This is a genomic window from Paenarthrobacter sp. E2MeOHC11 (assembly GCF_058744955.1).
In genome coordinates, this window is record NZ_CP196673.1 from 2,808,359 (window position 1) to 2,829,810 (window position 21,452).

General features: G+C 63.4%; 21 protein-coding genes. 8 read left to right on the forward strand and 13 right to left on the reverse strand.

All coding sequences use genetic code 11. The features are described 5' to 3' along the window. Positions 1-65 precede the first annotated feature (65 nt). Genes ACSSVG_RS13170 through uriH form a run of 3 tightly spaced genes read right to left on the reverse strand, consistent with a single transcriptional unit; the run spans position 66 to position 3,510 of the window. Positions 66-1,022: a ribokinase gene (locus ACSSVG_RS13170; RefSeq protein ID WP_492415154.1), complete on the reverse strand. Its 957-nt coding sequence runs from the start codon at positions 1,020-1,022 to the stop codon at positions 66-68. Continuing rightward, complete coding sequence (uriT, locus tag ACSSVG_RS13175; protein ID WP_492415155.1) at positions 1,019-2,461, reverse strand: uridine transporter UriT; 1,443 nt, start codon at positions 2,459-2,461, stop codon at positions 1,019-1,021. The genes ACSSVG_RS13170 and uriT overlap by 4 nt, the downstream gene beginning before the upstream one ends. After that, positions 2,461-3,510 (reverse strand): uridine-preferring nucleoside hydrolase UriH, encoded by a 1,050-nt coding sequence (uriH, locus tag ACSSVG_RS13180; RefSeq protein ID WP_492415156.1) that lies wholly within the window; start codon positions 3,508-3,510, stop codon positions 2,461-2,463. Before uriH ends, uriT begins: the two co-directional genes overlap by 1 nt. Positions 3,511-3,671: 161 nt before the next feature. Here uriH and ACSSVG_RS13185 point away from each other — a divergent pair, with 161 nt between their 5' ends. After that, positions 3,672-4,706 (forward strand): LacI family DNA-binding transcriptional regulator, encoded by a 1,035-nt coding sequence (locus ACSSVG_RS13185; protein WP_492415157.1) that lies wholly within the window; start codon positions 3,672-3,674, stop codon positions 4,704-4,706. Here the strand turns inward: ACSSVG_RS13185 and ACSSVG_RS13190 are convergent. Both ACSSVG_RS13190 and ACSSVG_RS13195 read right to left on the reverse strand, forming a co-directional pair. Continuing rightward, positions 4,690-5,055 carry a hypothetical protein gene (locus ACSSVG_RS13190; protein WP_492415158.1) on the reverse strand — a complete coding sequence of 122 codons (366 nt, stop codon included), beginning with the start codon at positions 5,053-5,055 and terminating at the stop codon, positions 4,690-4,692. The genes ACSSVG_RS13185 and ACSSVG_RS13190 overlap by 17 nt on opposite strands. A gap of 36 nt (positions 5,056-5,091) precedes the next feature. Beyond that, entirely contained in the window at positions 5,092-5,715 is a 624-nt protein-coding gene (locus ACSSVG_RS13195) for a LysE family transporter (protein WP_253464695.1), read from the reverse strand. Positions 5,716-5,868: 153 nt separating this feature from the next. Here ACSSVG_RS13195 and ACSSVG_RS13200 point away from each other — a divergent pair, with 153 nt between their 5' ends. Next, on the forward strand, positions 5,869-6,960 hold the full coding sequence (locus tag ACSSVG_RS13200) for a DNA polymerase IV (protein WP_492419202.1): 1,092 nt from the start codon (positions 5,869-5,871) through the stop codon (positions 6,958-6,960). A 23-nt stretch (positions 6,961-6,983) separates the two neighbouring features. Here the strand turns inward: ACSSVG_RS13200 and ACSSVG_RS13205 are convergent, their stop codons facing one another. The 5 genes from ACSSVG_RS13205 to ACSSVG_RS13225 form a co-directional block, all read right to left on the reverse strand. Continuing rightward, a complete protein-coding gene (locus tag ACSSVG_RS13205) occupies positions 6,984-7,967 on the reverse strand; it encodes an aldo/keto reductase (RefSeq protein ID WP_492415159.1) in 984 nt (327 codons plus the stop codon). Between the two features lie 18 nt (positions 7,968-7,985). Next, positions 7,986-9,212: an RNA polymerase sigma factor gene (locus tag ACSSVG_RS13210; protein ID WP_492415160.1), complete on the reverse strand. Its 1,227-nt coding sequence runs from the start codon at positions 9,210-9,212 to the stop codon at positions 7,986-7,988. A gap of 3 nt (positions 9,213-9,215) precedes the next feature. Further along, positions 9,216-9,575 (reverse strand): YciI family protein, encoded by a 360-nt coding sequence (locus tag ACSSVG_RS13215; protein ID WP_105692194.1) that lies wholly within the window; start codon positions 9,573-9,575, stop codon positions 9,216-9,218. 100 nt (positions 9,576-9,675) lie between these two features. After that, positions 9,676-10,491 (reverse strand): methyltransferase domain-containing protein, encoded by an 816-nt coding sequence (locus ACSSVG_RS13220; protein ID WP_231338535.1) that lies wholly within the window; start codon positions 10,489-10,491, stop codon positions 9,676-9,678. A 44-nt stretch (positions 10,492-10,535) separates the two neighbouring features. Continuing rightward, on the reverse strand, positions 10,536-11,060 hold the full coding sequence (locus ACSSVG_RS13225; RefSeq protein ID WP_492415161.1) for a MarR family winged helix-turn-helix transcriptional regulator: 525 nt from the start codon (positions 11,058-11,060) through the stop codon (positions 10,536-10,538). 167 nt (positions 11,061-11,227) lie between these two features. Here ACSSVG_RS13225 and ACSSVG_RS13230 point away from each other — a divergent pair, with 167 nt between their 5' ends. Then, on the forward strand, positions 11,228-13,402 hold the full coding sequence (locus ACSSVG_RS13230; protein ID WP_231338537.1) for an MMPL family transporter: 2,175 nt from the start codon (positions 11,228-11,230) through the stop codon (positions 13,400-13,402). On the opposite strand, the gene ACSSVG_RS13235 is transcribed toward ACSSVG_RS13230, so the two are convergent. The 3 genes from ACSSVG_RS13235 to ACSSVG_RS13245 form a co-directional block, all read right to left on the reverse strand. Further along, positions 13,399-14,949: a PEP-utilizing enzyme gene (locus ACSSVG_RS13235; protein WP_231338538.1), complete on the reverse strand. Its 1,551-nt coding sequence runs from the start codon at positions 14,947-14,949 to the stop codon at positions 13,399-13,401. The two genes, ACSSVG_RS13230 and ACSSVG_RS13235, sit on opposite strands and share 4 nt — an antisense overlap. Positions 14,950-15,105: 156 nt before the next feature. Continuing rightward, a complete protein-coding gene (locus ACSSVG_RS13240) occupies positions 15,106-15,588 on the reverse strand; it encodes a GNAT family N-acetyltransferase (protein WP_231338573.1) in 483 nt (160 codons plus the stop codon). Positions 15,589-15,647: 59 nt separating this feature from the next. Next, positions 15,648-16,004 (reverse strand): ArsR/SmtB family transcription factor, encoded by a 357-nt coding sequence (locus ACSSVG_RS13245; RefSeq protein ID WP_231338539.1) that lies wholly within the window; start codon positions 16,002-16,004, stop codon positions 15,648-15,650. A 221-nt stretch (positions 16,005-16,225) separates the two neighbouring features. Between ACSSVG_RS13245 and arsB the strand changes: the two genes are divergently transcribed. The 5 genes from arsB to ACSSVG_RS13270 all read left to right on the forward strand — a co-directional run bounded on the left by arsB (position 16,226) and on the right by ACSSVG_RS13270 (position 21,446). Further along, positions 16,226-17,218 (forward strand): ACR3 family arsenite efflux transporter, encoded by a 993-nt coding sequence (arsB, locus tag ACSSVG_RS13250; protein WP_492419205.1) that lies wholly within the window; start codon positions 16,226-16,228, stop codon positions 17,216-17,218. A gap of 15 nt (positions 17,219-17,233) precedes the next feature. Beyond that, complete coding sequence (locus ACSSVG_RS13255; protein WP_231338540.1) at positions 17,234-17,656, forward strand: arsenate reductase ArsC; 423 nt, start codon at positions 17,234-17,236, stop codon at positions 17,654-17,656. Positions 17,657-17,679: 23 nt separating this feature from the next. Then, positions 17,680-18,657: a thioredoxin-disulfide reductase gene (trxB, locus tag ACSSVG_RS13260; protein ID WP_231338541.1), complete on the forward strand. Its 978-nt coding sequence runs from the start codon at positions 17,680-17,682 to the stop codon at positions 18,655-18,657. Between the two features lie 44 nt (positions 18,658-18,701). Continuing rightward, complete coding sequence (locus tag ACSSVG_RS13265) at positions 18,702-20,090, forward strand: NAD(P)-binding protein (protein WP_231338542.1); 1,389 nt, start codon at positions 18,702-18,704, stop codon at positions 20,088-20,090. A gap of 105 nt (positions 20,091-20,195) precedes the next feature. Continuing rightward, positions 20,196-21,446, forward strand: coding sequence for an Nramp family divalent metal transporter (locus tag ACSSVG_RS13270; RefSeq protein ID WP_231338543.1), 1,251 nt, complete (start codon positions 20,196-20,198; stop codon positions 21,444-21,446). Positions 21,447-21,452: the final 6 nt, after the last annotated feature.

Sequence of the window (21,452 nt, forward strand, 5' to 3'; positions counted from 1 at the left end):
AGTTGCGGGCGTTCCGAGAGCTCAGAACGCCCGTAACTGCGACCCAGTTGGGTGGGAGGCTGGGACTAAGCGTCCCGCAGCTGCTCGACGTCGGCGGTGCTTGGGTACGCGGCTTGCGTACCCTTCTTCGTGGCCGCCAATGCTGCGGCTACCGAGGCAAACGCTGCGGCATCGGCCAGGGATTCCCCGGCAGCAAGACGTGCGGCAACTGCCCCCGTGAACGCGTCGCCGGCGCCCGTGGTGTCCACGGCGTTGACGCGTGTCGGGGCTATGCGGGTGATGTGATCCTCCGCGCCGCGGGCAAGCGAATCCAAGACCACAGATCCCCGCGCGCCGAGGGTGACCAGCACACGCTGCAATCCACGGTCGGCGAACTGGCTCCGGACTGGCTCCCAGGCTTCGGCTTCTGCCTCGACGTCGGGAATGTCAGCTTCGGTGCCAAGGAACAGCGAAGCTTCGTGCGCGTTCACCAGCAGTACGTCGCTCAACCCGGCCAAAAGCTCCGGCACCTCAGCGTACGGCGAGAGGTTCAGAAGAACCGTCGCTCCGGCGTCGTGCCCTGCTTGGGCGGCGGCAATCACGGTATCGATCCCCACCTCCAGGCAGAGGCACACCACGGCCGCATCCGGGAAGGCGTCGGGCGTAATGTCCGCGGGCCTGAGCGTGCCATTGGCGCCGGCTGAAATGATGATGCTGTTCTCGCCACTCGCATCCACGGAGATGACTGCGACACCTGTGGCTTTATCAGAGCGTCGGACGCGGGATACGTCCACGCCGGCGCTGGCGGTCGAGTCCAAGAGCATGGTGCCGTTGGGGTCATCTCCCACGGCGCCGATCAGGCTGACTTGGCCGCCGAGCTTGCTCGCGGCAACGGCCTGGTTGGCGCTCTTTCCGCCGGGGTTCACGGCAAATCCGTTGCCGTGAACCGTCTCCCCGGGCTGGGGGAGTCGGTCGCAGTAGATGGTGAGGTCGGCGTTGAGGGAGCCGACGACGACGATTCCCGCCTTGGGTGTGCTGGTCATGCGGTCACCTTTTCGTTTTCGGTCACTTCTGCGTCCAGCGGTTTGGGGATCAGGAGCGAGGCTGCGAAGGCTGCGAGGGTGATGGCCAGGCCCACCACCACAACGGTCAGGTAGGAGGCCTTGGCGTCATTCAATGATGCTGTCGCCACGAGGACGGCAGGAAGAACCAGGAAGCTCAACCCGGCGCCAAGGTTGAAGGCGCCCGCGTTCATCCCGGGGAGGAAGCCAGGGTTGCCCTGCGGCGAGAGGACAACGCCCAGTCCGTTCAGCATGATGTTGACGGTACCGGCGTACATGATGCCCAGCAAGGCCGTGCCCACGATCATCATGGGCAGGCTGTTGAGCCCGAAGAACGCGATGATGGCCAGTGCAACAAGGCTGCCGACCAAGCCGATGCGCAGGACTTTTGTGTAGCCAAGAACCGGTGCAAGGCGGCCACTGATCGGGCCGAACAGCCAACCGAGCAGTGCGTAAGGAGTCAGGATGATGAGCGACATCTCCGTGGGACCAACGCCGAAGCCCGGATCCGCTGCCTGCACATAGGCCGGGACGATGCCGTTGATGACAGCGAAGATGCCCGTCATGGTCAGGGTGGTGGTCAGCAGCGGTGCCCAGGTGGAGCGTTGGCGCAGGTGCACTGTTTCCACCATGGGCTGCTTGGCACGCTTCTCAACAGTCCAGAAGGCAAAGAACGCGACGACGGCAATCACCGTGAGCACGATCGCGAGCGTCAGGGTGCCGGCGTCGAAAGCCGTGGCCAGCTTGGCGCCCTCGTTCAGTGCCGTCAGGAGTGCGCCCACGGCGATCACGATGAAGAATACGCCCAGCCAGTCCATGGTGGTGCCGGCGGCAGGCTTGCTCTCCCCGGCCAGGACGGCGATCAACACGGTGGCAACCAGGGCCAGTGCCACCATGAGCCAGAAGATGCTGCGGAAGCCGAAGTTCTCAGCGAAGTAGCCGCCAACGAACGAGTCGACGCCGGCCACGCCACCGTTGACCGCCGTGATGAGGCCCATGAGAGTGCCGTACTTGCGGGGGTTGCTGACGGCGGAGCGAAGCATGATCAGGCAGAGCGGAACCGTTGGGCCGCTGACGCCCTGGATGATGCGGCCTACGAAGAGCCACGTGACGTCCGGAGCCAGTGCGGCGATGACCGAGCCGACAGCCATCAGGAGCATCATGCCCACAAGGATCTTCTTGCGGCCCACGATGTCGCTGAGCCGGGGGAGGAAGAGCGAGAAGAGGGCCGCGGCTGTGAAGAACCAGGTCTGGGACAGGCCGATGGTTGCTTGGTCCGTGTTGAGCTCGTTGCCCATGGTGACCAGCGCGGGGCTGAGCATGGAGGCATTGAGCTGGAAGGCCACACAGGCGGCCAACAGGGCGACCATGAGGGCAGTGACGTTGCCTCGGGACGACTTGGTTTCTGCGAGGGCCGACATTACTTGGCTTCTCCCGCCAGGATGGCCTCTGCGGTGGCGTTGACTTCAGCGGTGGCGACAGCGCCGCCGTCGAGCGTTGGTTCGCCGATCCGTTCGATCGCGTCGGTGACCAGGTCCCAGAACTTCTGGTGGTCCAGGTCCACGGCGACGGACGTGTGGCAGTCCTCGGGGGCAGGGGCACGGAAGTCGGCAACGGTCATGCCGAGGGTGAGTTTGCCCTGGAGTTCGATGTCCACGGGGACCTTGCGGGTGGTCATCACGGTGGGGTCGATGACGTAGGCGACGGCGCACGGATCGTGGACCGGCGGGAAGTCGAAGCCCTGCGCGTCCTTGTAGGTCTTCTGGAAGAAGTCCATGAGTTCCATGACGAACCTGGCAGGCTTGGTGCCGATTTTTGCTATGCGGTTCACCACCTCGTCCGTGGCCAGCGCCTGGTGCGTGAGATCGAGGCCGACCATCACCACGGGCCACTTCTCGTTGAAGACGATGTGCGCGGCTTCGGGATCGATGATGATGTTGAACTCCGCCACGGCGCTCCAGTTACCCACGTGGTAGCCGCCGCCCATGAGCACAACTTCCTTGACCCGCTCCACTATGCGGGGCTCCTTGCGGGCGGCCATGGCGATATTGGTGAGGCCGGCGGTGGGCACCAGGGTGACGGTGCCCGGCTCGTGTGCCATGACGGTTTCAATGATGAGGTCGACGGCGTGGCGCGGGTCCAGCTCGATGGCGGACTCGGGCTGCTCCGGGCCGTCCATGCCGGAATCGCCATGAATGCTGGGGGCCGTTTCGATGGTGCGGACCAAGGGGCGGTCGCAACCGGCTGCAAACGGGACGCCGGTGATGCCGGCGATCGTGGCGACCGAGAGGGCGTTGCGGGTGACCTTCTCGAGGGTCTGGTTTCCCACCACGGTGGTCACGGCCAGCAGTTCGATGTCCGGGTTGCCGTGTGCCAGCAGCAGGGCTACTGCGTCGTCATGGCCAGGGTCGCAGTCAAGAATGATCTTCTTGCGTGCTGTTATGGGTTTGGGGTCCACGTTTCTCTCCACGTCATTGGGGCCTGCCTGGTACTTGCCCGGGGCAGGGCGCTAAGCATTCAAGGGAATTCTGGCATCGGTTTTCGGTTACGTCAAACGCTTAACGTGGATCGCGTCAAGCGCTTGATGCTTTGTCGCAGCTCAGGGCGGTGTAACAACGCTACGATCGATGCATGGAATCCCTGGATCGGCGGAACACCCGTGCGCCCCGCGTCACTGCTGCGATGGTGGCGGCGCGCGCCGGCGTTTCCACGGCCACGGTTTCCTTGGTGGCCAACGGCAAGACGCAGGGTCGGGTGTCCGACGACAACATCTCCCGCGTCCGTTCCGCCATCTCCGAGCTGGGGTACGTCGTGGACAGCATCGGGAGTTCGTTGGCTCGCGGAGTCAGTTCCATCGTCATTCTGGTGACGCCGGATGTGTCCAACCCGTTCTTTGCCAACGTCATTGCAGGCGTGCGGGAGTCGCTGGGCTCCCAGTACCAGCTGCTGCTCTCCGTCACCGACGCCGGTGAGTCACCGCAAGCCGACGACGTCCGCAAACTGCTCGCCCTTCGGCCGGCTGGTCTGCTGGTGGGTGCCCCCAGTGCAGAGTTCCTGGAAGATTTGTCCGCGGCCGGACCCTTGGTGCTGCTGGATGCGCCAGGGCTTGAGTCCTACGCGCCGTCCGTGAACCTTGATGTTGCCCAAGGAGCCCGTGAGCTGGCCCGTCATTTGGCGTCGTCCGGTCATACGCGGGCTGCCTACGTGGACGGCGTTACCGGAACCGCGACCTTCCAATTGCGCAGGGAAGCGTTCCTGGAGGAGGCGGCAGCATGCGGTCTTTTGGTGGCCGATGGGCACGTCATCAGCACCCCGATCGACGTCGGTGCCGCCGCTTCCGCGTTCGCCGACGCCTGGCCGGGCTGGCACCGTGAGGGGGTGACCGCCGTCGTCTGCGGCACTGACACGCACGCTTACGGCGTGTTGCAGGAAGCCCGCGTTGAGGGTGTCCGGATCCCTGAAGAGCTTGCCGTGGCGGGCTTCGATGACCTGCCCTATTCGGCCACGAGCAACCCAAGCCTCACCAGCGTGCACCTGCCCGCAACCCCGCTGGGACGCAAGGCGGGGGAGCAACTGCGCGGACTGATGGAAGGACTGGCGCTGGACGAACCGCATGTGACGCTGGAGAGCTCGCTGGTGGTGCGGGGATCTACTTCGCCTGCTTAGGGGCAAGCGGGCGAAGCTGGTCTTCCGCGACGGGGTTGGGCACCGTGAAATAGATCTGGGGCGCCGTCATATCACCCCAGTCTTCCTTCTTCACGCGAACTGCGTCAGGTGTCACTTCGGCGATCCGGACGCGCAGCCAAGCGCCGTCGTCGAGGCGTAGTTCGTGGGGGTCGGCGAGGTATCGCAGGCCGAGGTCATCGAGCGTTTCCTCGGCAGTGAACCAATCCACCACGTCCGTGCGTGGGCGCCCCAGCATGTCGATTGCGATGAATCCGTCACCTGCGGGCTTCATCCAGCCCACGTGCTCGCCATCGTCCGAACGCCGGTGCTCGATCCAGTCAGCTTCCATGCCTCGACGGTAGCACCGCGTGCCTGGCTGCCGTGGTTAGTGGATGACGGCCAGCAGGATGCCTACAAGCACGAACAGGCAGCCGAAAATCCGGTTGAGAATGGTTTGGCCCCGTTGGTCGTGGGTGAACCGCTGGAAGGACCGGGCCGCCAGAGCGAAGAAGAACCACATCACCATGATGTCGATGAACAAGACTGTGGCGGTCAGCACGGCGTATTGCTGGAGCAACGGCTGGTCCGGCCGGATGAATTGCGGCATGAAGGCCAGGAAGAAGACGATGGCCTTCGGGTTCAACAGGTTCACCCAGATGCCGCGTTGGAACATGGAGACGGCGGACTCGTTCTTTTTGTCCGCAACCTCTTCTTTGTCCAGGTCCGGTTTGTGCAGGAACTGCCGGATGCCCAGGTAGACCAAATAGGCCGCGCCAGCGTATCGGATGACGTTGAAGATCACCGGCGAGTTGGACACCAGTACGCCCACGCCCAAAGCGACGATCACGATATGGATGACCAGCGCCACCTGTTGGCCGAGGATGCCCCAGATGGAGCGCCGGAAGCCGGAATTGAGCGAGTTGCTCATGGTGAAGATGGCGCCGGCGCCGGGAGTGAAACTGATCAGGGTGCCGGCACCAACCAGGGCCAGCCAAAGTGAAAACTGCACACCTCAGCTTATGTCGGTGAGGGGGGTGCTCAGGACGCGTTCCTCCACCACCCTCTTTGGCGGTTGACCTACCCAAATGCACCCGGAATGGGTTGATTTCTGTGGCCGCCCGGTTCAAAGTAGGTGGTGAAGGTACAGCCAATGCCCCCGCCAATGGGGCAAACTGGTGCCGTGAGCGGAATCCCGTGGGTGCTGCACGTCGATCTGGACCAGTTCATTGCCGCCGTCGAGATACTCCGGCGGCCCGAGCTCGCGGGCAAGCCCGTCATTGTGGGTGGCCGGGGAGATCCTACGGAACGGGCTGTGGTTTCCACCGCCTCTTACGAAGCCCGGGCGTTCGGCGTCGGCTCCGGAATGCCCCTGCGAATAGCGGCCCGCAAAGTGCCGGACGCCATCATCCTGCCCGTCGATCAGGAGGCGTACCTGGCGGCCTCCGACGAAGTGATGGCCACCCTCCGTGCCCAGCCGGCGGCTACCGTCCAGGTGCTGGGGTGGGATGAGGCGTTTGTGGGTGTCGAAACCGAGGACCCGGACGCCTACGCCCGGCAAATACAAGCTGCAGTCCTTGAGCAAACCCAACTCCACTGCAGCGTGGGCATCGGGGACACCTTGGTCCGCGCTAAGAACGCGACGGATTTCGGCAAACCCGCTGGCATCTTTCGGCTGACCAAAGAGAACTGGTTGGAGGTTATGGGTGCCCGGCCCACCAAGGAGTTGTGGGGCGTCGGTCCCAAAGTGTCCCAGCGGTTGGCGAAGCATGACATCACCACGGTGGCGGAGCTCGCAGGGGTCGATCCACAGGAGCTGGTCCCGGAGTTCGGCCCCAAGATGGGACCTTGGTACGCGCAATTGGGACGCGGGGAAGGTTCCAGCGAAGTGGATGACACTCCGTGGGTCGCCCGCGCACACGGCCGCGAAACCACCTTTCAGCAGGACCTGACCGAACCCTCCCAGATCAGTGACGCTCTCAAGGAGTTGACTTCGCGCGTCCTGGAAGACGTAGCGGCGGAAGGACGTCCGGTGATCGGGCTGACCCTCAAAGTGCGATACGCACCGTTCTTCACCAAGACCTACGCGAGGAAGATTCCTGAGACTTTCAACCGGGAAGAAGTCCTTGCGCAGGCCTTGGACCTTACGGCCAAAATGGAGCCGGAACGCCCCATCCGGCTTTTGGGTTTGCGTGCCGAAATGGCGATGCCCGAAGAAGCCCGAAAAGGACACACGCCGACGCGCAGCGGTTGGTAAAGCGCTCGACGGCGGCCGGCCGGCTACCAGTGCGGGTGGATCGCTTCGCGGAAGTGACGGTCGTAGATGTCCCGGACTCCGGCAGCCAACCCGGCTCCGACGACCTGCAGCTCTCCAGCTTCAGCATTGGCCCGCGCTTGCCCAGCCGAACGGGCACCGGGAATGACCGCAGTGACGCCGTCCTGGGCGATGACCCAGGCGAGGGCCGCCTGCGCGGTGGTGACGCCGTCGGGCACTAACTGGCTGAATTCCTGCGCGGCCTTGACGCCGGTGGCGAAATCGACGCCGGAGAAGGTCTCGCCGACGTCGAAGGAGGACCCGTCGCGGTTGTAGTTCCGGTGGTCGTCGGCGGGGAATTCCGTTTCAGCCGTGTATTTCCCGGACAGCAAACCGGAGGCCAGCGGCACGCGGGCGATGATGCCGACGCCTGCTTCCTTGGCTGCCGGCAGCACTTCATCGAGGGGCTTGAGCCGGAAGGCATTCAGGATGATCTGCACGGATGCGGTGTTGCCACGTTTGATGGCTTCGAGTGCTTCATCAGTTCGTTCGACGCTGACGCCATAGTTGCGGATCGCGCCTTCGCTGACCAGCGTGTCCAAGGCGTCGTACACTTCGGCGCTGCTGTAGACGGACGTGGGTGGGCAGTGCAACTGGACGAGGTCCAAGGTCTCCTGCTGCAGGTTGCGGCGTGAACGGTCGGTCCAGGCCCGGAAATTGTCCAGCGTGTAATTCCCGTGCAGTTGATCCACGCGGCGGCCCATCTTGGTGGCTACCGTGATGTCCAGATCCGGATTTGCACGCAGGAAGCGTCCGATGAACTGCTCGCTCCGGCCATCGCCGTAGACGTCAGCGGTGTCGAAGAAATTGACCCCGGCCTCGACTGAGGCGTCCAGCACGGCGAAGGCGTCGTCTTCAGTGACGTCACCCCAGTCGGCCCCGAGTTGCCAGGTGCCCACACCTACAGTTGAGACGGATCGGCCGGTCTTGCCAAGTATGCGCTGTTCCATGGTTCGACTATATGGGGTCTACGGCTTGTCCATTCGCGTCACTTTGCCCAGCAAGTACCGCCGCTCCTGCAAGCTTGCAGTCTTTTTTGCAGCGGCCAGATACGCTGCGCGGGCCTCTGGAATGGATCCTGCCATCTCCAGCAAGTGACCCTTCACGGCGTCCAAGCGGTGAGAACGCCCGAGCACCGAATCCAGTCCAGCCAGCAACTCAAGTCCGGCTAAGGGACCGTTCACCATGGACACTGCGACCGCGCGGTTCAGTGTGACCACCGGACTTGGCGCTACGGCTTCAAGGACTGTGTACAGGGCAAGAATCTGCGGCCAATCAGTCTTATCGTTTGAGGCGGCCTCCGCATGTACGGCGGCGATTGCTGCTTGGAGTTGGTACGGCCCGGCCGCGCCCCGTCCCAACACGGAAGACAGGAGCGCGATGCCCTCGTCAATCTGCCCGTGGTTCCACAGACTGCGGTCCTGCTCCGCAAGCGGCACCGGCATGCCGTCGGCTGTTGCCCGGGCGGAGCGGCGGGAATCAGTGAGCAGCATCAGCGCCAGCAGGCCAGCCGCCTCCAACTCACGCGGAACAACAGCCAGCAGCATGCGCGTCAGCCGGATGGCCTCCGTAGTGAGCTCCTCACGCTGCAGGGACTCACCTGAGCTTGCCGCGTAGCCTTCGTTAAAGATCAGGTACAGGACGTGAAGTACGACGCCGAGCCTCGCCTTGCGCTCGGAAGCCGGCGGCATGCTGAACGTGGCTCCCGCCTTCTGGATCCCTTGTTTCGCGCGGCTGATGCGCTGTCCCATGGTCGCTTCGGGGACCAGGAAAGCAGAGGCGATTTCCGCCGTCGTGAGTCCTCCAATTGCCCGCAACGTCAAGGCGAGTTGCGACGGTGCTGACAACGCCGGGTGGCAGCAGAGGAACATCAAGGTGAGGGTGTCGTCGGCTTCTGATGCGGAGCTGTAGGAGAAATCACCATTCATGGTCGCGACGCGTTCCTCCCGTGCACGTCGGGCGCTATCGCGTCGATAAAAATCCACCAGCCGACGGGACGCGACTGCCATCAGCCAGGCCCTCGGGTTGTCCGGCAGGGCGGTTGGCCACTGAAGGGAGGCCTCAAGGAGTGCTTCCTGGACGGCATCCTCGCAGGCATCGAACTGCCCATGCGTCCGTGCCAGCACGCCGAGGACCTGCGGCGCCAAAGTGCGCAGCAGGTCCTCGATCCGTGCTTCCGGTGAAGACTCGGCCAAAGGCTAGACCTCGGGCGGCCCGTCCGGGATGGCGCGAAGCTCAACAACCTGCGAGTACTTCACAATGCTTGAACAGATCTCGACGGCGCGTTCCTCACTTGCGACATCAACCACCCAGTAGCCCACCAAGGACTCCTTGGATTCGGCGTAGGGACCGTCTGTGGTGATGACGCCGTCCGGGGTCTGCTTGACGAGCTTCGCGGTGCTGCCATCGGCCAGGCCGGCATTGAAAACGAGTTCACCGGATTCGGTCAGGTCCTTGTCGATCTGGATCATGAACCCGATCATTTCCTTGATCCACTCCGGATCTGCGGTTTCCATCATGCCCTCGGCCGACCCGAACATCATGATCATGTATTTCATCTCAAAACTCCTTGTGAGGGGCGCCCTTTGTGGGCGCTTTCACTCATGGGTCGGAACTGCGGTGGGCTTTTCTACATGGTTCGGGAAATTTTTTTGGAAACTACGCCCGGGCAATGACTTCGCCGTTGGGAATCAGGAAGTAGCCGTCATCGGTGGCTCCCCAGCGGTGCCAACCCGCGGCAATCCGGGCGAGGTCGGCCTCGTTGGCGAAGCCGTACTCCAACGCCTGTTCGGCAAAGGCAGAGTGCAGCACCCGTTCGCTCCAGACCCTTGACTGCCAGGCGCGCTGTTGGGCTGTGGCGTAAAGCCAGTTGCTGCTGGTGGGAGCTACTTGGGTGAAACCTGCCTGCTGGGCCCACGAAACCAAGCGGCGGCCGGCATCGGGTTCTGCTCCGTTGCGGCGGGCGATCTTTTGGTAGAGCTCCATCCAGTCGTCCAGCTCCGGGACTTCCGGGTACCAACTCATGCCGTGGAAATCGGCGTCGCGCACGGCAACGATGGCGCCGGGCTTGGCTACGCGGCGCATCTCGCGTAAAGCCGCGACGGGGTCGGTGAGGTGCTGGAGCACCTGGTGGGCGTGGACGAGGTCGAAGGACTCGTCCTCGAAGTCGAGATCGTAGATATTGCCGGTCTGGAAGGTCACGTTGTCCGCGCCACGCTCGGCGGCCAGCTCGGTGGCTTGCGCGACGATGTCCGCTGACCGGTCCAAACCGATCACTTGCGCGGGCGCAACCAGCCCCGCGAAATCGCAGGTGATGCTGCCCGGCCCGCAGCCGACGTCGAGCACTGAAGTCCCGGCGGTGAGATGGGGGATCACAAACGCAGCCGAATTCTCGACCGTCCGTGAGGCATGGGCCCGGACAACCGACTCGTGGTGTCCGTGGGTGTAGACATCTTCAGGCTGCTGCGCGTTCATAGGGAAACGCTACAACTTGGAAGATGAATTTAGGCGCCTTGCGGCTAGTCACTCTTGCGCGTGGCTTCTTCGCGGGCGGCGAGGGTGGCCTCCACCATGTCCGTCATGAAGCGTTGGACGAGGTCCAACTCCTCGGCGCTGTATGCCGCCATGGCCTTGCCCATGCGGATGGCGAGTGGCATGAACATGGCGCTTCCGTCGCTGTAGGCCTTGGGTGTCATGTGGAGCTGGACCTGGCGCCGGTCCGTACCAAGGCGTTCGCGCACCACATGTCCGCTGGCATGCAACCGGTCCACCAAGGCCGTGGTGGCGGGGGAGCTGAGCCGGAGTTCAGTGCGCAGGACGCCGGGCGTGACCACCCGGCCGGCTGCGGAGTGGCGCATGATCACAGCGAGCGCATTGAGGTCCGTCCGGTGCATGTCGTTCCGGCCACCGGCCGCGTCAACATAGTGGTTGGCTTCCAGCGTGAAGTCCTGGAGGAGCCGGACAAGTTCCCGGGGAGCCGCGTTATCGGGGCGTCCCTGTTCGGGCTGGCCCGCGTCGGGGCGCGGGACTGTTGGGTCCGACATGTCCGCCCTCCTGCATGCGTTGTCTCTTGATTACTGCCTTCCGGATATTACTCCCAGCAGTCCGGGAAACCGGCATTCACTTCACAGCACTCTTGGAATGGTTCCATGATAGAGATAATCTATGGTGGAATAAACACCACGACGCATCCCCCGGAGAAGAAGGACTCATGAACTCGCAGAAGGTACCGTTCTGGCTGCGCTGGCTGATACCAGTGGTACTGGTCATCACCTGGCTGGGCATTGCTGGCATTGGCGGCCCTACTTTTGGTCGGTTGGAGGAAGTTTCGTCCAACGACCAGGCCTCGTTCCTCCCTGCCGGCGCCGAAGCCACCGAGGCTGCCGACTGGCAGGCCAAGTTCAGGGACTCCGATGAGATACCCGCGGTGGTGGTCGTGGAGAACGACACCGCATTTACTCCCGCGCAGCTGGGCGAAGCAGCCCAGCTGAAAGCCGACATCGAGGCACTGAAGCTGGGCAGCGCCGTCGTCGGGCCTATTCCGTCGGAAGACGGCAAAGCGGTCCAGTTCATTGTTCCCATGGCGTCCTCCGACGAGCTGCGCGAAAAAGTCCAGGAGCTGCGGGATGTGGTCCAGCCCGGCGCACCCGATGGCATGCAGGCATTCGTGACGGGTCCGGCCGGCCTGACCGCCGACCTCGTCAATGCGTTCGGCGGTATCGACGGCATTCTGCTGCTGGTTGCCCTGGGCGCGGTGTTCGTGATCCTTCTGCTGGTTTACCGCTCAGTGGTGCTGCCTATCGCAGTGCTCTTCACCTCGGTGTTCGCTCTCTGCGCCGCCATTTTGCTGGTGTTCGGCATGGCCAAGATGGATTGGATCCAGCTCAACGGCCAAAGCCAAGGCATCCTGTCCATTCTGGTGATCGGCGCAGCGACCGACTATGCGCTGCTGTTCGTGGCGCGTTTCCGTGAGGCGCTGACCCACACCACCAACCGCACGCAGGCCGTCATCACGGCATGGAAGGCATCGTTCGAACCGATCCTTGCCTCGGGCGCGACGGTGATCATCGCCCTGCTGTGCCTGCTCTTCTCCGATCTGAACTCCAACAAGGCGCTCGGTCCCGTCGCGGCGGCCGGCATCCTCTGCTCGCTCTTCGCCGCCCTCACGCTGCTGCCCGCGCTGATGGCTTTGCTGGGCCGTGCCGCTTTCTGGCCTTTCCGGCCCAAGCTGCTTCCCGCCGACGAACGCGAACCGGAGATTGTCACCGGGCTTGAGGGGCAAAAGGGTCTGTGGCGTGCCACGGCCCGCCTGGTTTCCAAGCGGCCGCGCGTTGTGTGGGTGGCTTCCGTGCTGCTGCTCCTGGTGGCATCCACCGGAATCCTGCAATTGAAGGCCAACGGCGTCCCGCAAACTGACGTGATTTTGTCCCAGTCCGACGCCGTTGACGGCCAGGACGCACTGGCGCGCCACTTCGACGCCGGCAGCGGCAGCCCCGCCGTCGTGGTCGCCTCCCAAAGCGCCGCGCAGCAGGTCCTGGACAAGGTCAAAGCAGCCGACGGCGTAGGTGACGCCTACCTGCTGGCTGAAGGCAACGTTCCCGTCACCGGCGCTCCCGGCGCGCCTGCAGAGCCTGCTGTCCGCGACGGCAAGGTCCTCATCAACGCGACCTTGAACTCCGCCGCCGATTCGATCGAGGCCGAAGAAGCGGTGAAGTCGCTGCGGGTGGCTGTCCGCGACGTTGATTCCGGAGCCTTGGTGGGTGGAGTGACGGCTACCGCGCTGGACACCAACACCACCGCGCAACGCGACTTGGTGGTCATCATCCCGATCGTGCTCGTGGTCATCCTCTTCATCCTGATGCTCCTGCTGCGTTCAGTGGTGGCTCCGGTGTTGCTGGTGTTGTCCGTGGTTCTGTCCTATGGGGCTGCAATGGGTGTCTCGGCATGGGTCTTCAACGGGATCTTCGGATTCTCCGGGGCAGACGCCACCGTGCCCTTGTTCGGATTCGTGTTCCTGGTGGCCCTCGGCGTGGACTACAACATCTTCCTGATGAGCCGGGTCCGTGAAGAGTCGCTGAAGCACGGGACGCGGCCCGGTATCCTGCGGGGGCTCGCTGTTACTGGTGGTGTCATCACGTCCGCCGGTGTCGTGCTGGCCGCCACGTTCGCTGCGCTCGGCGTCATCCCCATCATGTTCCTGGTGCAGCTCGCGTTCATCGTGGCGTTCGGTGTGCTCCTGGATACCGTGCTGGTGCGCTCGCTGCTGGTTCCCGCGCTGGCCTACGACATCGGCAGCAAGATCTGGTGGCCGGGCAAGCTGGGGCGTGAGTCTTCCGCAGCCCCGGTTGGGTCTCTCGAGGAGGAAGAAGCCCCGGTGGGGCGTTAGTCCTGTTGGACTCCCGTGTCGACGTAACCGGCGCCGCCATCCACGGTCACCAGTTGGCCGGTGTGGAGGCGCCGGGTTGCGTCGCGCGTCCCGACGACGGCGGGGATTCCGTACTCGCGGGCAATGATTGAAGCGTGGGCCGCCAGGGTTCCTCCGTCGGTAACCACAGCGGCTGCCCTGGCGAAGAGCGGTGTCCACGCCGGAGCGGTGGAGCGGGCAACCAGGATTTCGCCTGCCTGGAAGCTGTTCGCGTCCTCCAGTCCTTCCAAGATCCGCACCCTGCCGCTTGCGCGCCCGGTGCTGGCCGGGTGGCCGATGATGGCATCCTTCGGATATTCGGAAGACGTTCTGGCTGCTTCCACGGCGTTTGCGACGGGGTCATATCCGGACCTGCCCGGTTCCCCTCCAAACTTCGCAGCTTTGCCGATGGTGAGTGGTGCGTCCAGTTGCCTTTGCCGGTGCCAGGTGTCGCGGCGGCTTTCCACTTGGGCACGGTAGTCCTTTCCCGGGTGCCGGACCCCGTCCAACATCTCGTCCAAAGTGAGGAAGTGCATGTCCTGGGGATCGGCAATGGTTCCTGTGGAGACGAGGTTCCCGCCCAGCCGTTGGGCGCAGCGACGCAGGACCGGCCACCCCAGGCTCAGGTGCATGGCTTGCTCTTCCCGCACGGCAGCGTAATAGCGGGCCATCGTGAGGAGGGAGTCGAACCGCGTCAGCTTTCCCCGGGAGTCAATCAGGGAGGTGCGGGCTGCGGCCTCGACCTGGGAGCGCTGATTGTCCAGCCTTGAAGCTATGTCGATGGGAGACTCCGCTGCCGCTGCCCGACCCGCGGGTCCCATCTCGCTGGCCGTGGGGTGATACCAGTCGAGGGAGTACACAGCATGCGGAGACAGTCCGGGCAGGGTTCCGGTCAGTCCACGGAGAAGTACTTGGTGGCCGAGCAAGCTCGCTGGTGTCCCGCTGAGGGGTCCGGCCAGTTCCTTGCGCCAAAAGCTGGCCAGTGCCGATTCCATCTTCCAAGCAGACCCGCCAACCACGGCCAGGGACCACAGTTGTATCCCGGCCTGCCGACTGATGGCGTTGACCAACTCGATGAGCCTGGCCTGCGATGCTGACTCGACATCCCGCTCCGCTTCCCGGACGAGCTTCCGATACCCAGGAAGCAACTGCTCACGCCATTTCAGTTCCAGCCTGTGGAGGACTGCCCGATGCGCATCGGCCGGGTTGCTTGAGGTTCGGAGAAGGACGTTGATCAGGAACCACGGCAAACGACCCCGGCTGCGGACTATCAGCGGCGCCACAGTCCACGGTTTGGGAATGGGCGGGGAGTTGAAATACCAGCCGTTCACGAAGCCGTATCGAAACGGCACACGGACGCGAACATCCTCTTCCATGCCGTCGAGGAATCCGGCCTCGATCCGGGGAATGAGCCAGCCCGCGAACAGTGGTGTCGTCGGGTCCGGGAGCCACTCACCGAGTCGGAAGTTGCGGGCCCATACGCCCTTGCCGGGCGCCGTCCAATTCACTGGCGCTGGCGGGGCCATCATGATTTGGACCTGGAGGACATGGATCTGGCCGAATTGCTCCAGAGCCCATTCATGGCCGTGAGGGCCGGCTCGGTGATGCCCATGGATTCTCCCAAGAGTGGTGGCCTTATGCGGAGACGCTACTCCGGTGCATCATCGTGGTCGAGGCTCCGGGGCCTACAGCACGGAAGATCTGCGCTCAATCAGGACGGTGTCCCGCCACTGCCCGGCGAGGGGTCCATGCGGCATGCGGGCGATTCGGGTTCGCCGGCCGACAACATTGAACCCCTCATGGTCGTGGAGCCTGAGGCTGGCTACATTCTCGGGGAAGACGCTGGCCTGGATCGTCCAAATACCGGCATTCTCGGTGGACTCGATGAGGGCGCGGAGGAGGCTCTTGCCAAGGCCGAGCCCTTGGGCATCTCCTGCGACGTAGATGGAATGCTCCACGACACCGGAGTATGCGGCTCGCGAAGACACCGGGGAAACGGCGGTCCAGCCCAGAACCTGGCCCGCCTTTTCAGCGACGAGCCGGTGATCCTTGAGTCGCGTTGCGTCGAATTGTTCCCACTCTGGCGTGGCGGCTTCAAAAGTGGCGTGCCCGGATTCGATACCTGCGGTGAAGATCTCCCTGACACGGGGCCAGTCCGTCCTTGTCATGGGGCGAATGCGGACTTCGTTGGCGTCCTTGGGGCGTGGGCCGGTTGGCGCGTGACTGGTCACAGGCTCTCCAGCAGGCCGGTGGTCCGCTCAATGGCGCCGGGGACCAAGGAGTAGTACGCCCACGTGCCACGTTTTTCGCGGTGGAGGAGGCCGGCGTCCACCAGGATCTTCAGATGGTGGGACACCGTTGGCTGCCCGAGACTCAAGGGTTCGGTGAGGTCGCAGACGCATGCTTCGCCGCCCTCTGAACTCTTGACGATGGACAAGAGGCGCAACCTGTTGGGGTCCGCGAGGGCCTTGAACACGGATGCCCTCAGTTGTGCCTCGTAGTCGTCGATGGATGGTTGTCCCGACGGCTCGCAGCAAGCTTCTGCATCCACTGGTGTCAGCTCAAGTGTTTCCCCGGAGTTCATGCATCCATTATGCACATACATTGACAATCATCGATATAGCCGGACATACTCATATCGAAGTTCATCAATCCATGAGCCCGGCCTGTTGGCTGGGCGTCAGAGCCAGGAGTCTTGTGAGCACCCCGACGCAAACCGCAGCCCGAGAGGACACCCCAGTGTCCGTCGTCGTGCGAAAGCTCTCCGCTGTGGATCGATTCCTGCCCGTCTGGATCATCGCCGCCATGGCTTTGGGTCTGCTGCTGGGCGGCCTGGTTCCCGGCCTGAACACCGCACTGGAAGCCGTGAAGATCGGCGAAGTCTCCTTGCCTATCGCCATAGGCCTTCTGGTGATGATGTACCCGGTCCTTGCCAAGGTGCGCTACGACCAGGCACCCCGCGTGCTGGCTGATCGAAAGCTGCTGGTCACGTCCTTGGTGATCAATTGGGTACTTGCTCCAGCTTTCATGTTCGCGCTGGCTTGGGTCTTCATCCCCGACCTGCCGGAGTACCGAACCGGGCTGATCATCGTCGGCTTGGCCCGATGCATCGCCATGGTGATGATCTGGAACGACCTCGCCTGTGGAGACCGCGAATCTGCCGCCGTTCTGGTTTTCATCAACTCTGTCTTCCAAGTGATCGCGTTCGGCGCTTTGGGCTGGTTCTACCTCCAGTGGCTGCCATCCCTCCTGGGACTTCCCACCACGTCCGCCGACTTTTCCTTCTGGGCCATAACGCTCTCCGTGCTGATCTTCCTGGGTATCCCGCTGCTCGCCGGCCTTCTCACCCGCGTTGTCGGTGAGAAGGTCAAGGGTCGCGGCTGGTACGAGCAGAAGTTCCTGCCAAGGATTGGTCCCTGGGCGCTCTACGGACTCCTTTTCACCATCACGCTCCTGTTTGCGCTCCAAGGCGGGACCATCATTTCCAAGCCGATGGACGTCCTCCGCATCGCTTTGCCGTTGTTGGTCTACTTCGTTGTGGTCTTCAGCGCCGGAATGGTGATTGGCCGTTTTCTGAATCTCGGCTACGCCAAGACGACGACCTTGGCATTTACCGCTGCGGGCAACAACTTCGAGCTCGCCATCGCTGTGGCGATCGGAACCTTCGGTGTTACCTCAGGTCAGGCCCTCGCCGGTGTCGTCGGACCCTTGATTGAAGTTCCCGTCCTTGTTGCACTTGTGTATGTAGCCCTCTGGGCGCGCAAGCGCTATTTCACCCCCACCCATATCGCCGCCTGATCTTTGAGGAAATTCATGACCACCGATGCCGTAAAGAAGCCTTCCGTCCTTTTCGTCTGCGTCCACAACGCGGGGCGCTCGCAGATGGCCGCTGCGTTCCTCACCACTCTCTCCCAGGGTGCCATCGAGGTTCGGTCTGCCGGCTCCCAGCCGGCCGACAAGGTCAATCCGGCTGCCGTTGAAGCCATGTCTGAACTCGGCATCGATATGTCGGCCGAGATCCCCAAGGTCCTCACGACAGAGGCCGTCAAGGAGTCGGACGTAGTAATCACCATGGGTTGCGGCGACGAATGCCCCTACTTCCCCGGAAAACGCTACGAGGACTGGGTCCTTGAAGATCCCGCCGGACAGGGAGTCGACGCTGTCCGGCCCATTCGCGACGAAATCAAGACCCGCATCGAGAACCTGATCGCCTCGTTGACCCCCGCCGGCAAATAATCCAACCACCAGGAGCGAGTCCCATGAGCAACGAACAACTGATCATCATCGGGTCCGGCCCTGCCGGCTACACGGCGGCCATCTACGCCGCCCGCGCCGGGCTCAATCCTTTGGTACTGGCCGGTTCGGTTACCGCCGGTGGAGCCCTCATGAACACCACGGAAGTGGAGAACTTTCCTGGGTTCCCCGCTGGTATCCAGGGGCCTGAGCTGATGGACGGACTCCAGGAACAGGCTGAGAAATTCGGTGCCCGCATAGTGTTCGACGACGTCACTGAGGTTGATCTGAAGGGTCACCTCAAGCGCGTGGTCACCGGAGCAGGCGAGACTCACGAGGCTCCTGCGGTTATCCTCGCCACGGGATCCGCCTATAAGGAACTCGGGCTGCCGGAAGAGAAGAAGCTCAGCGGGCACGGTGTGTCCTGGTGTGCCACGTGCGACGGCTTCTTCTTCCGTGAGCAGGACATCATCGTGGTGGGCGGTGGGGACTCCGCCATGGAGGAAGCGACCTTCCTGACGCGCTTCGGAAAGTCCGTAACGGTGGTCGTGCGTAAGGGGGAGTTGCGGGCCTCCCGGATCATGGCCCAGCGGGCCAAGGACAATCCCAAGATCACGTTCGCATGGAACTCGGCTATTACGGCCATCCATGGTGACACCAAGGTCACCGGAGTGACGCTCAAGGACACGCGGACGGGTGAAACGCGGGAGCAGGCGGCCACCGGAATCTTCGTCGCCATCGGTCATTTGCCGCGTACTGAGCTGGTTGAAGGACAAGTTGACCTCGATGATGAGGGCTACATCAAAGTGGACGCGCCCACCACCTGCACCAATATTTCCGGTGTCTTCGCGTGTGGCGACGCCGTTGACCATCGCTACCGCCAGGCCATTACAGCCGCAGGTACGGGGTGCTCGGCGGCCTTGGACGCCGAGCGGTACCTGGCGGCACTGGACGATGCAGACAGCATTGCCACGGCATTGGTTGAAGAGCCCACCCATTTCTGAGAATTACCCAACGGATCCTTACCCAACGGAGGTATGAGTAACCCATGGATGAGAACCTTCCTGTCGCCGTGATCGGTGCCGGCCCTATCGGTTTGGCTGCTGCGGCCCAATTACTGGAACGCGGGCTGGAGCCCGTGATCTTCGAAGCCGGCCCCACGGCGGGTGCAGCCATTGAGCAGTGGCGCCACATCCGGTTGTTCTCCCCCTGGCGGTTCAACCTCGACGCCGCGGGCGTCCGGCTGCTCGAACCCACGGGCTGGGAGCCGCCTCGGCTCACGGCGCTCCCTTATGGCGGGGAACTCATCGACCACTATTTGGCACCGCTGGCTGCAACGCCGGAGATCTCGTCCCGGCTCCAGACAGGAGCCCGCGTCCTCGTCGTGACCCGGCAGGGCATGGACAAGACACATACCCGCAGCCGTGACACGACGCCGTTTATCGTTCGCGTTGAGTACTTTTCGGGCGAAGTCCGCGACCATGTCGTGGCAGCTGTCATCGATGCCTCAGGAACCTGGTCAACCCGCAACCCTTTGGGGACTTCGGGGTTGCCCGCCATCGGCGAGTTGAAGGCAACACGCCGGATTTCGTCACCTCTGCCGGATGTCGTTGGTCGGGACCGCGCCTCATTCGCGGGCCGCCGTGTCCTGGTGGTCGGCGCTGGGCACTCAGCAGCCAACACCCTGATCAACCTTGCTGAACTGGCGAAGGAAGAGCCCGAAACCAGGATTCTATGGGCCGTGCGCGGTGCTTCGGCAGACAAGGTCTACGGAGGCGGTGACGCCGATGGGCTGCCTGCCCGGGGACAACTCGGATCCCGACTCCGTCGGCTGGTAGAAGCCGGCAAGATCGAACTGCACAGAAGCTTCGGCATCAGTTCGCTGACCGATTCCGAAGGCGGCGTCACCGTCATCTCCGGTGACGGCCGTGCGGTGGTGACGGACGTCGTCGTGCCTTGTACTGGCTTCCGACCCGATCTTGAGATGCTCCGCGAACTGCGCCTCAACCTGGACCCTGCCGTTGAAGCCCCGATGGAACTGGGGCCGCTGATCGATCCCGAGTTCCACTCCTGCGGCACCGTTCAGCCGCACGGGGCCAAACTGCTGGCCCACCCGGACAAGGACTTCTACATTGTGGGCATGAAGTCGTACGGCCGGGCGCCTACCTTCCTGATGGCCACCGGCTATGAGCAGGTCCGGTCCGTGGCTGCGGCGCTCGCCGGGGACCACGTGGCGGCGGATACTGTGCACCTTGAACTGCCGGAAACGGGTGTTTGCTCTTCCGACGCCGGTACCAGTTGCGACGTTCCGGCCACCCTGTCTTTGACGGAAGTGGTCGAGGAAGCCGGTGGCTGCTGCGGCACCCCTGAACCTGTACTGATCGGTATACCCACCGGGTTGGCCCATGGCCGTTCAAGTGAGTACGGGCGCCCCTAGGGCACGAGTATCACGTAGCATCGCCGGAGTGCCTAAAACATACTTTTCGGTACGCCTAAATTTCGGCTATCCTCGTAGCAGAACGCCCCGATGATGAGGATGACCATGGCTGCGCCTACTCTCGAAACCCGTCGTGCGCCCAGCAGGGCGTGGTCACGGCTCCTGCTGCTGGGCCCGGCCTTCGTCGCCGCGATCGCCTATGTGGATCCGGGCAACGTAGCTGCGAACCTCACCGCTGGTGCCAACTACGGGTACTTGTTGGTGTGGGTGCTGGTGGTAGCCAACGCCATGGCTGTCTTGGTGCAGTACCAATCGGCCAAACTGGGTTTGGCGACGGGAATGAGCCTCCCGGAAATCCTGGGCAAGCGGCTGGGTACCAAGCGGCGGCGACTCTATTGGGCCCAAGCTGAGATCGTTGCTGGTGCCACGGACATGGCCGAGGTGATCGGTGGGGCAGTGGCCTTGAACCTGCTTTTCGGACTCCCGTTGCTTGCCGGTGGCGTCATCATTGGCGTGGCTTCGATGTTGCTGCTGGCGCTGCAGTCACACCGCGGGCAGCGGTCCTTCGAGTACGCAATCCTGGTGCTGCTGGGCGTCATTGCCGTTGGGTTCGTCTCCGGTCTGTTCGTGAACCCGCCGGATGCAGGCAGCGCCATGGCTGGCCTGGTGCCCCGATTCGAGGGGACGGATACGGTCCTGTTGGCGGCGAGCATGCTCGGGGCCACCGTCATGCCCCATGCGATTTATCTCCACTCGGCCTTGGCCCGCGACCGTCATGGTTTTTCGGAGGACCCCGCCGTGCGGACGCGGCTGATCCGTGCAACGCGGTTCGACGTTGCAGGCGCCCTGCTGTTGGCGGGCGTGGTGAACATTTCGATGCTGCTGCTTGCCGCGTCCAGCCTGCGCGGCATCGAGGGAACGGACACTATCGCCGGAGCACACGCTGCAGTGACGTCAGCTCTAGGTCCGGCCATCGGCGTTATCTTCGCCATCGGCTTGCTTGCCTCGGGCCTGGCCTCAACCTCGGTTGGCTGCTATGCAGGCGCCACCATCATGGGCGGCCTGCTGAAAATCCGCATCCCCCTTCTGACGCGCCGGGTCATCACGCTCATTCCGGCCCTGATCATCCTTGGTGCGGGCATCGAGCCGACCCTGGCCTTGGTCCTGAGCCAGGTGCTCTTGAGCTTCGGCATCCCCTTCGCCTTGATCCCGCTGATCCGCCTCACCGGCAAGCGTGACGTCATGGGCATCCACGCGGATTCCATGGCCTTGAAGGTCGCTGGCTGGACCAGCGCCACCCTGATCGTGGGACTGAACATCGTGCTTATCACCCTGACGCTCTCCGGCCAGTCCTGATCCACC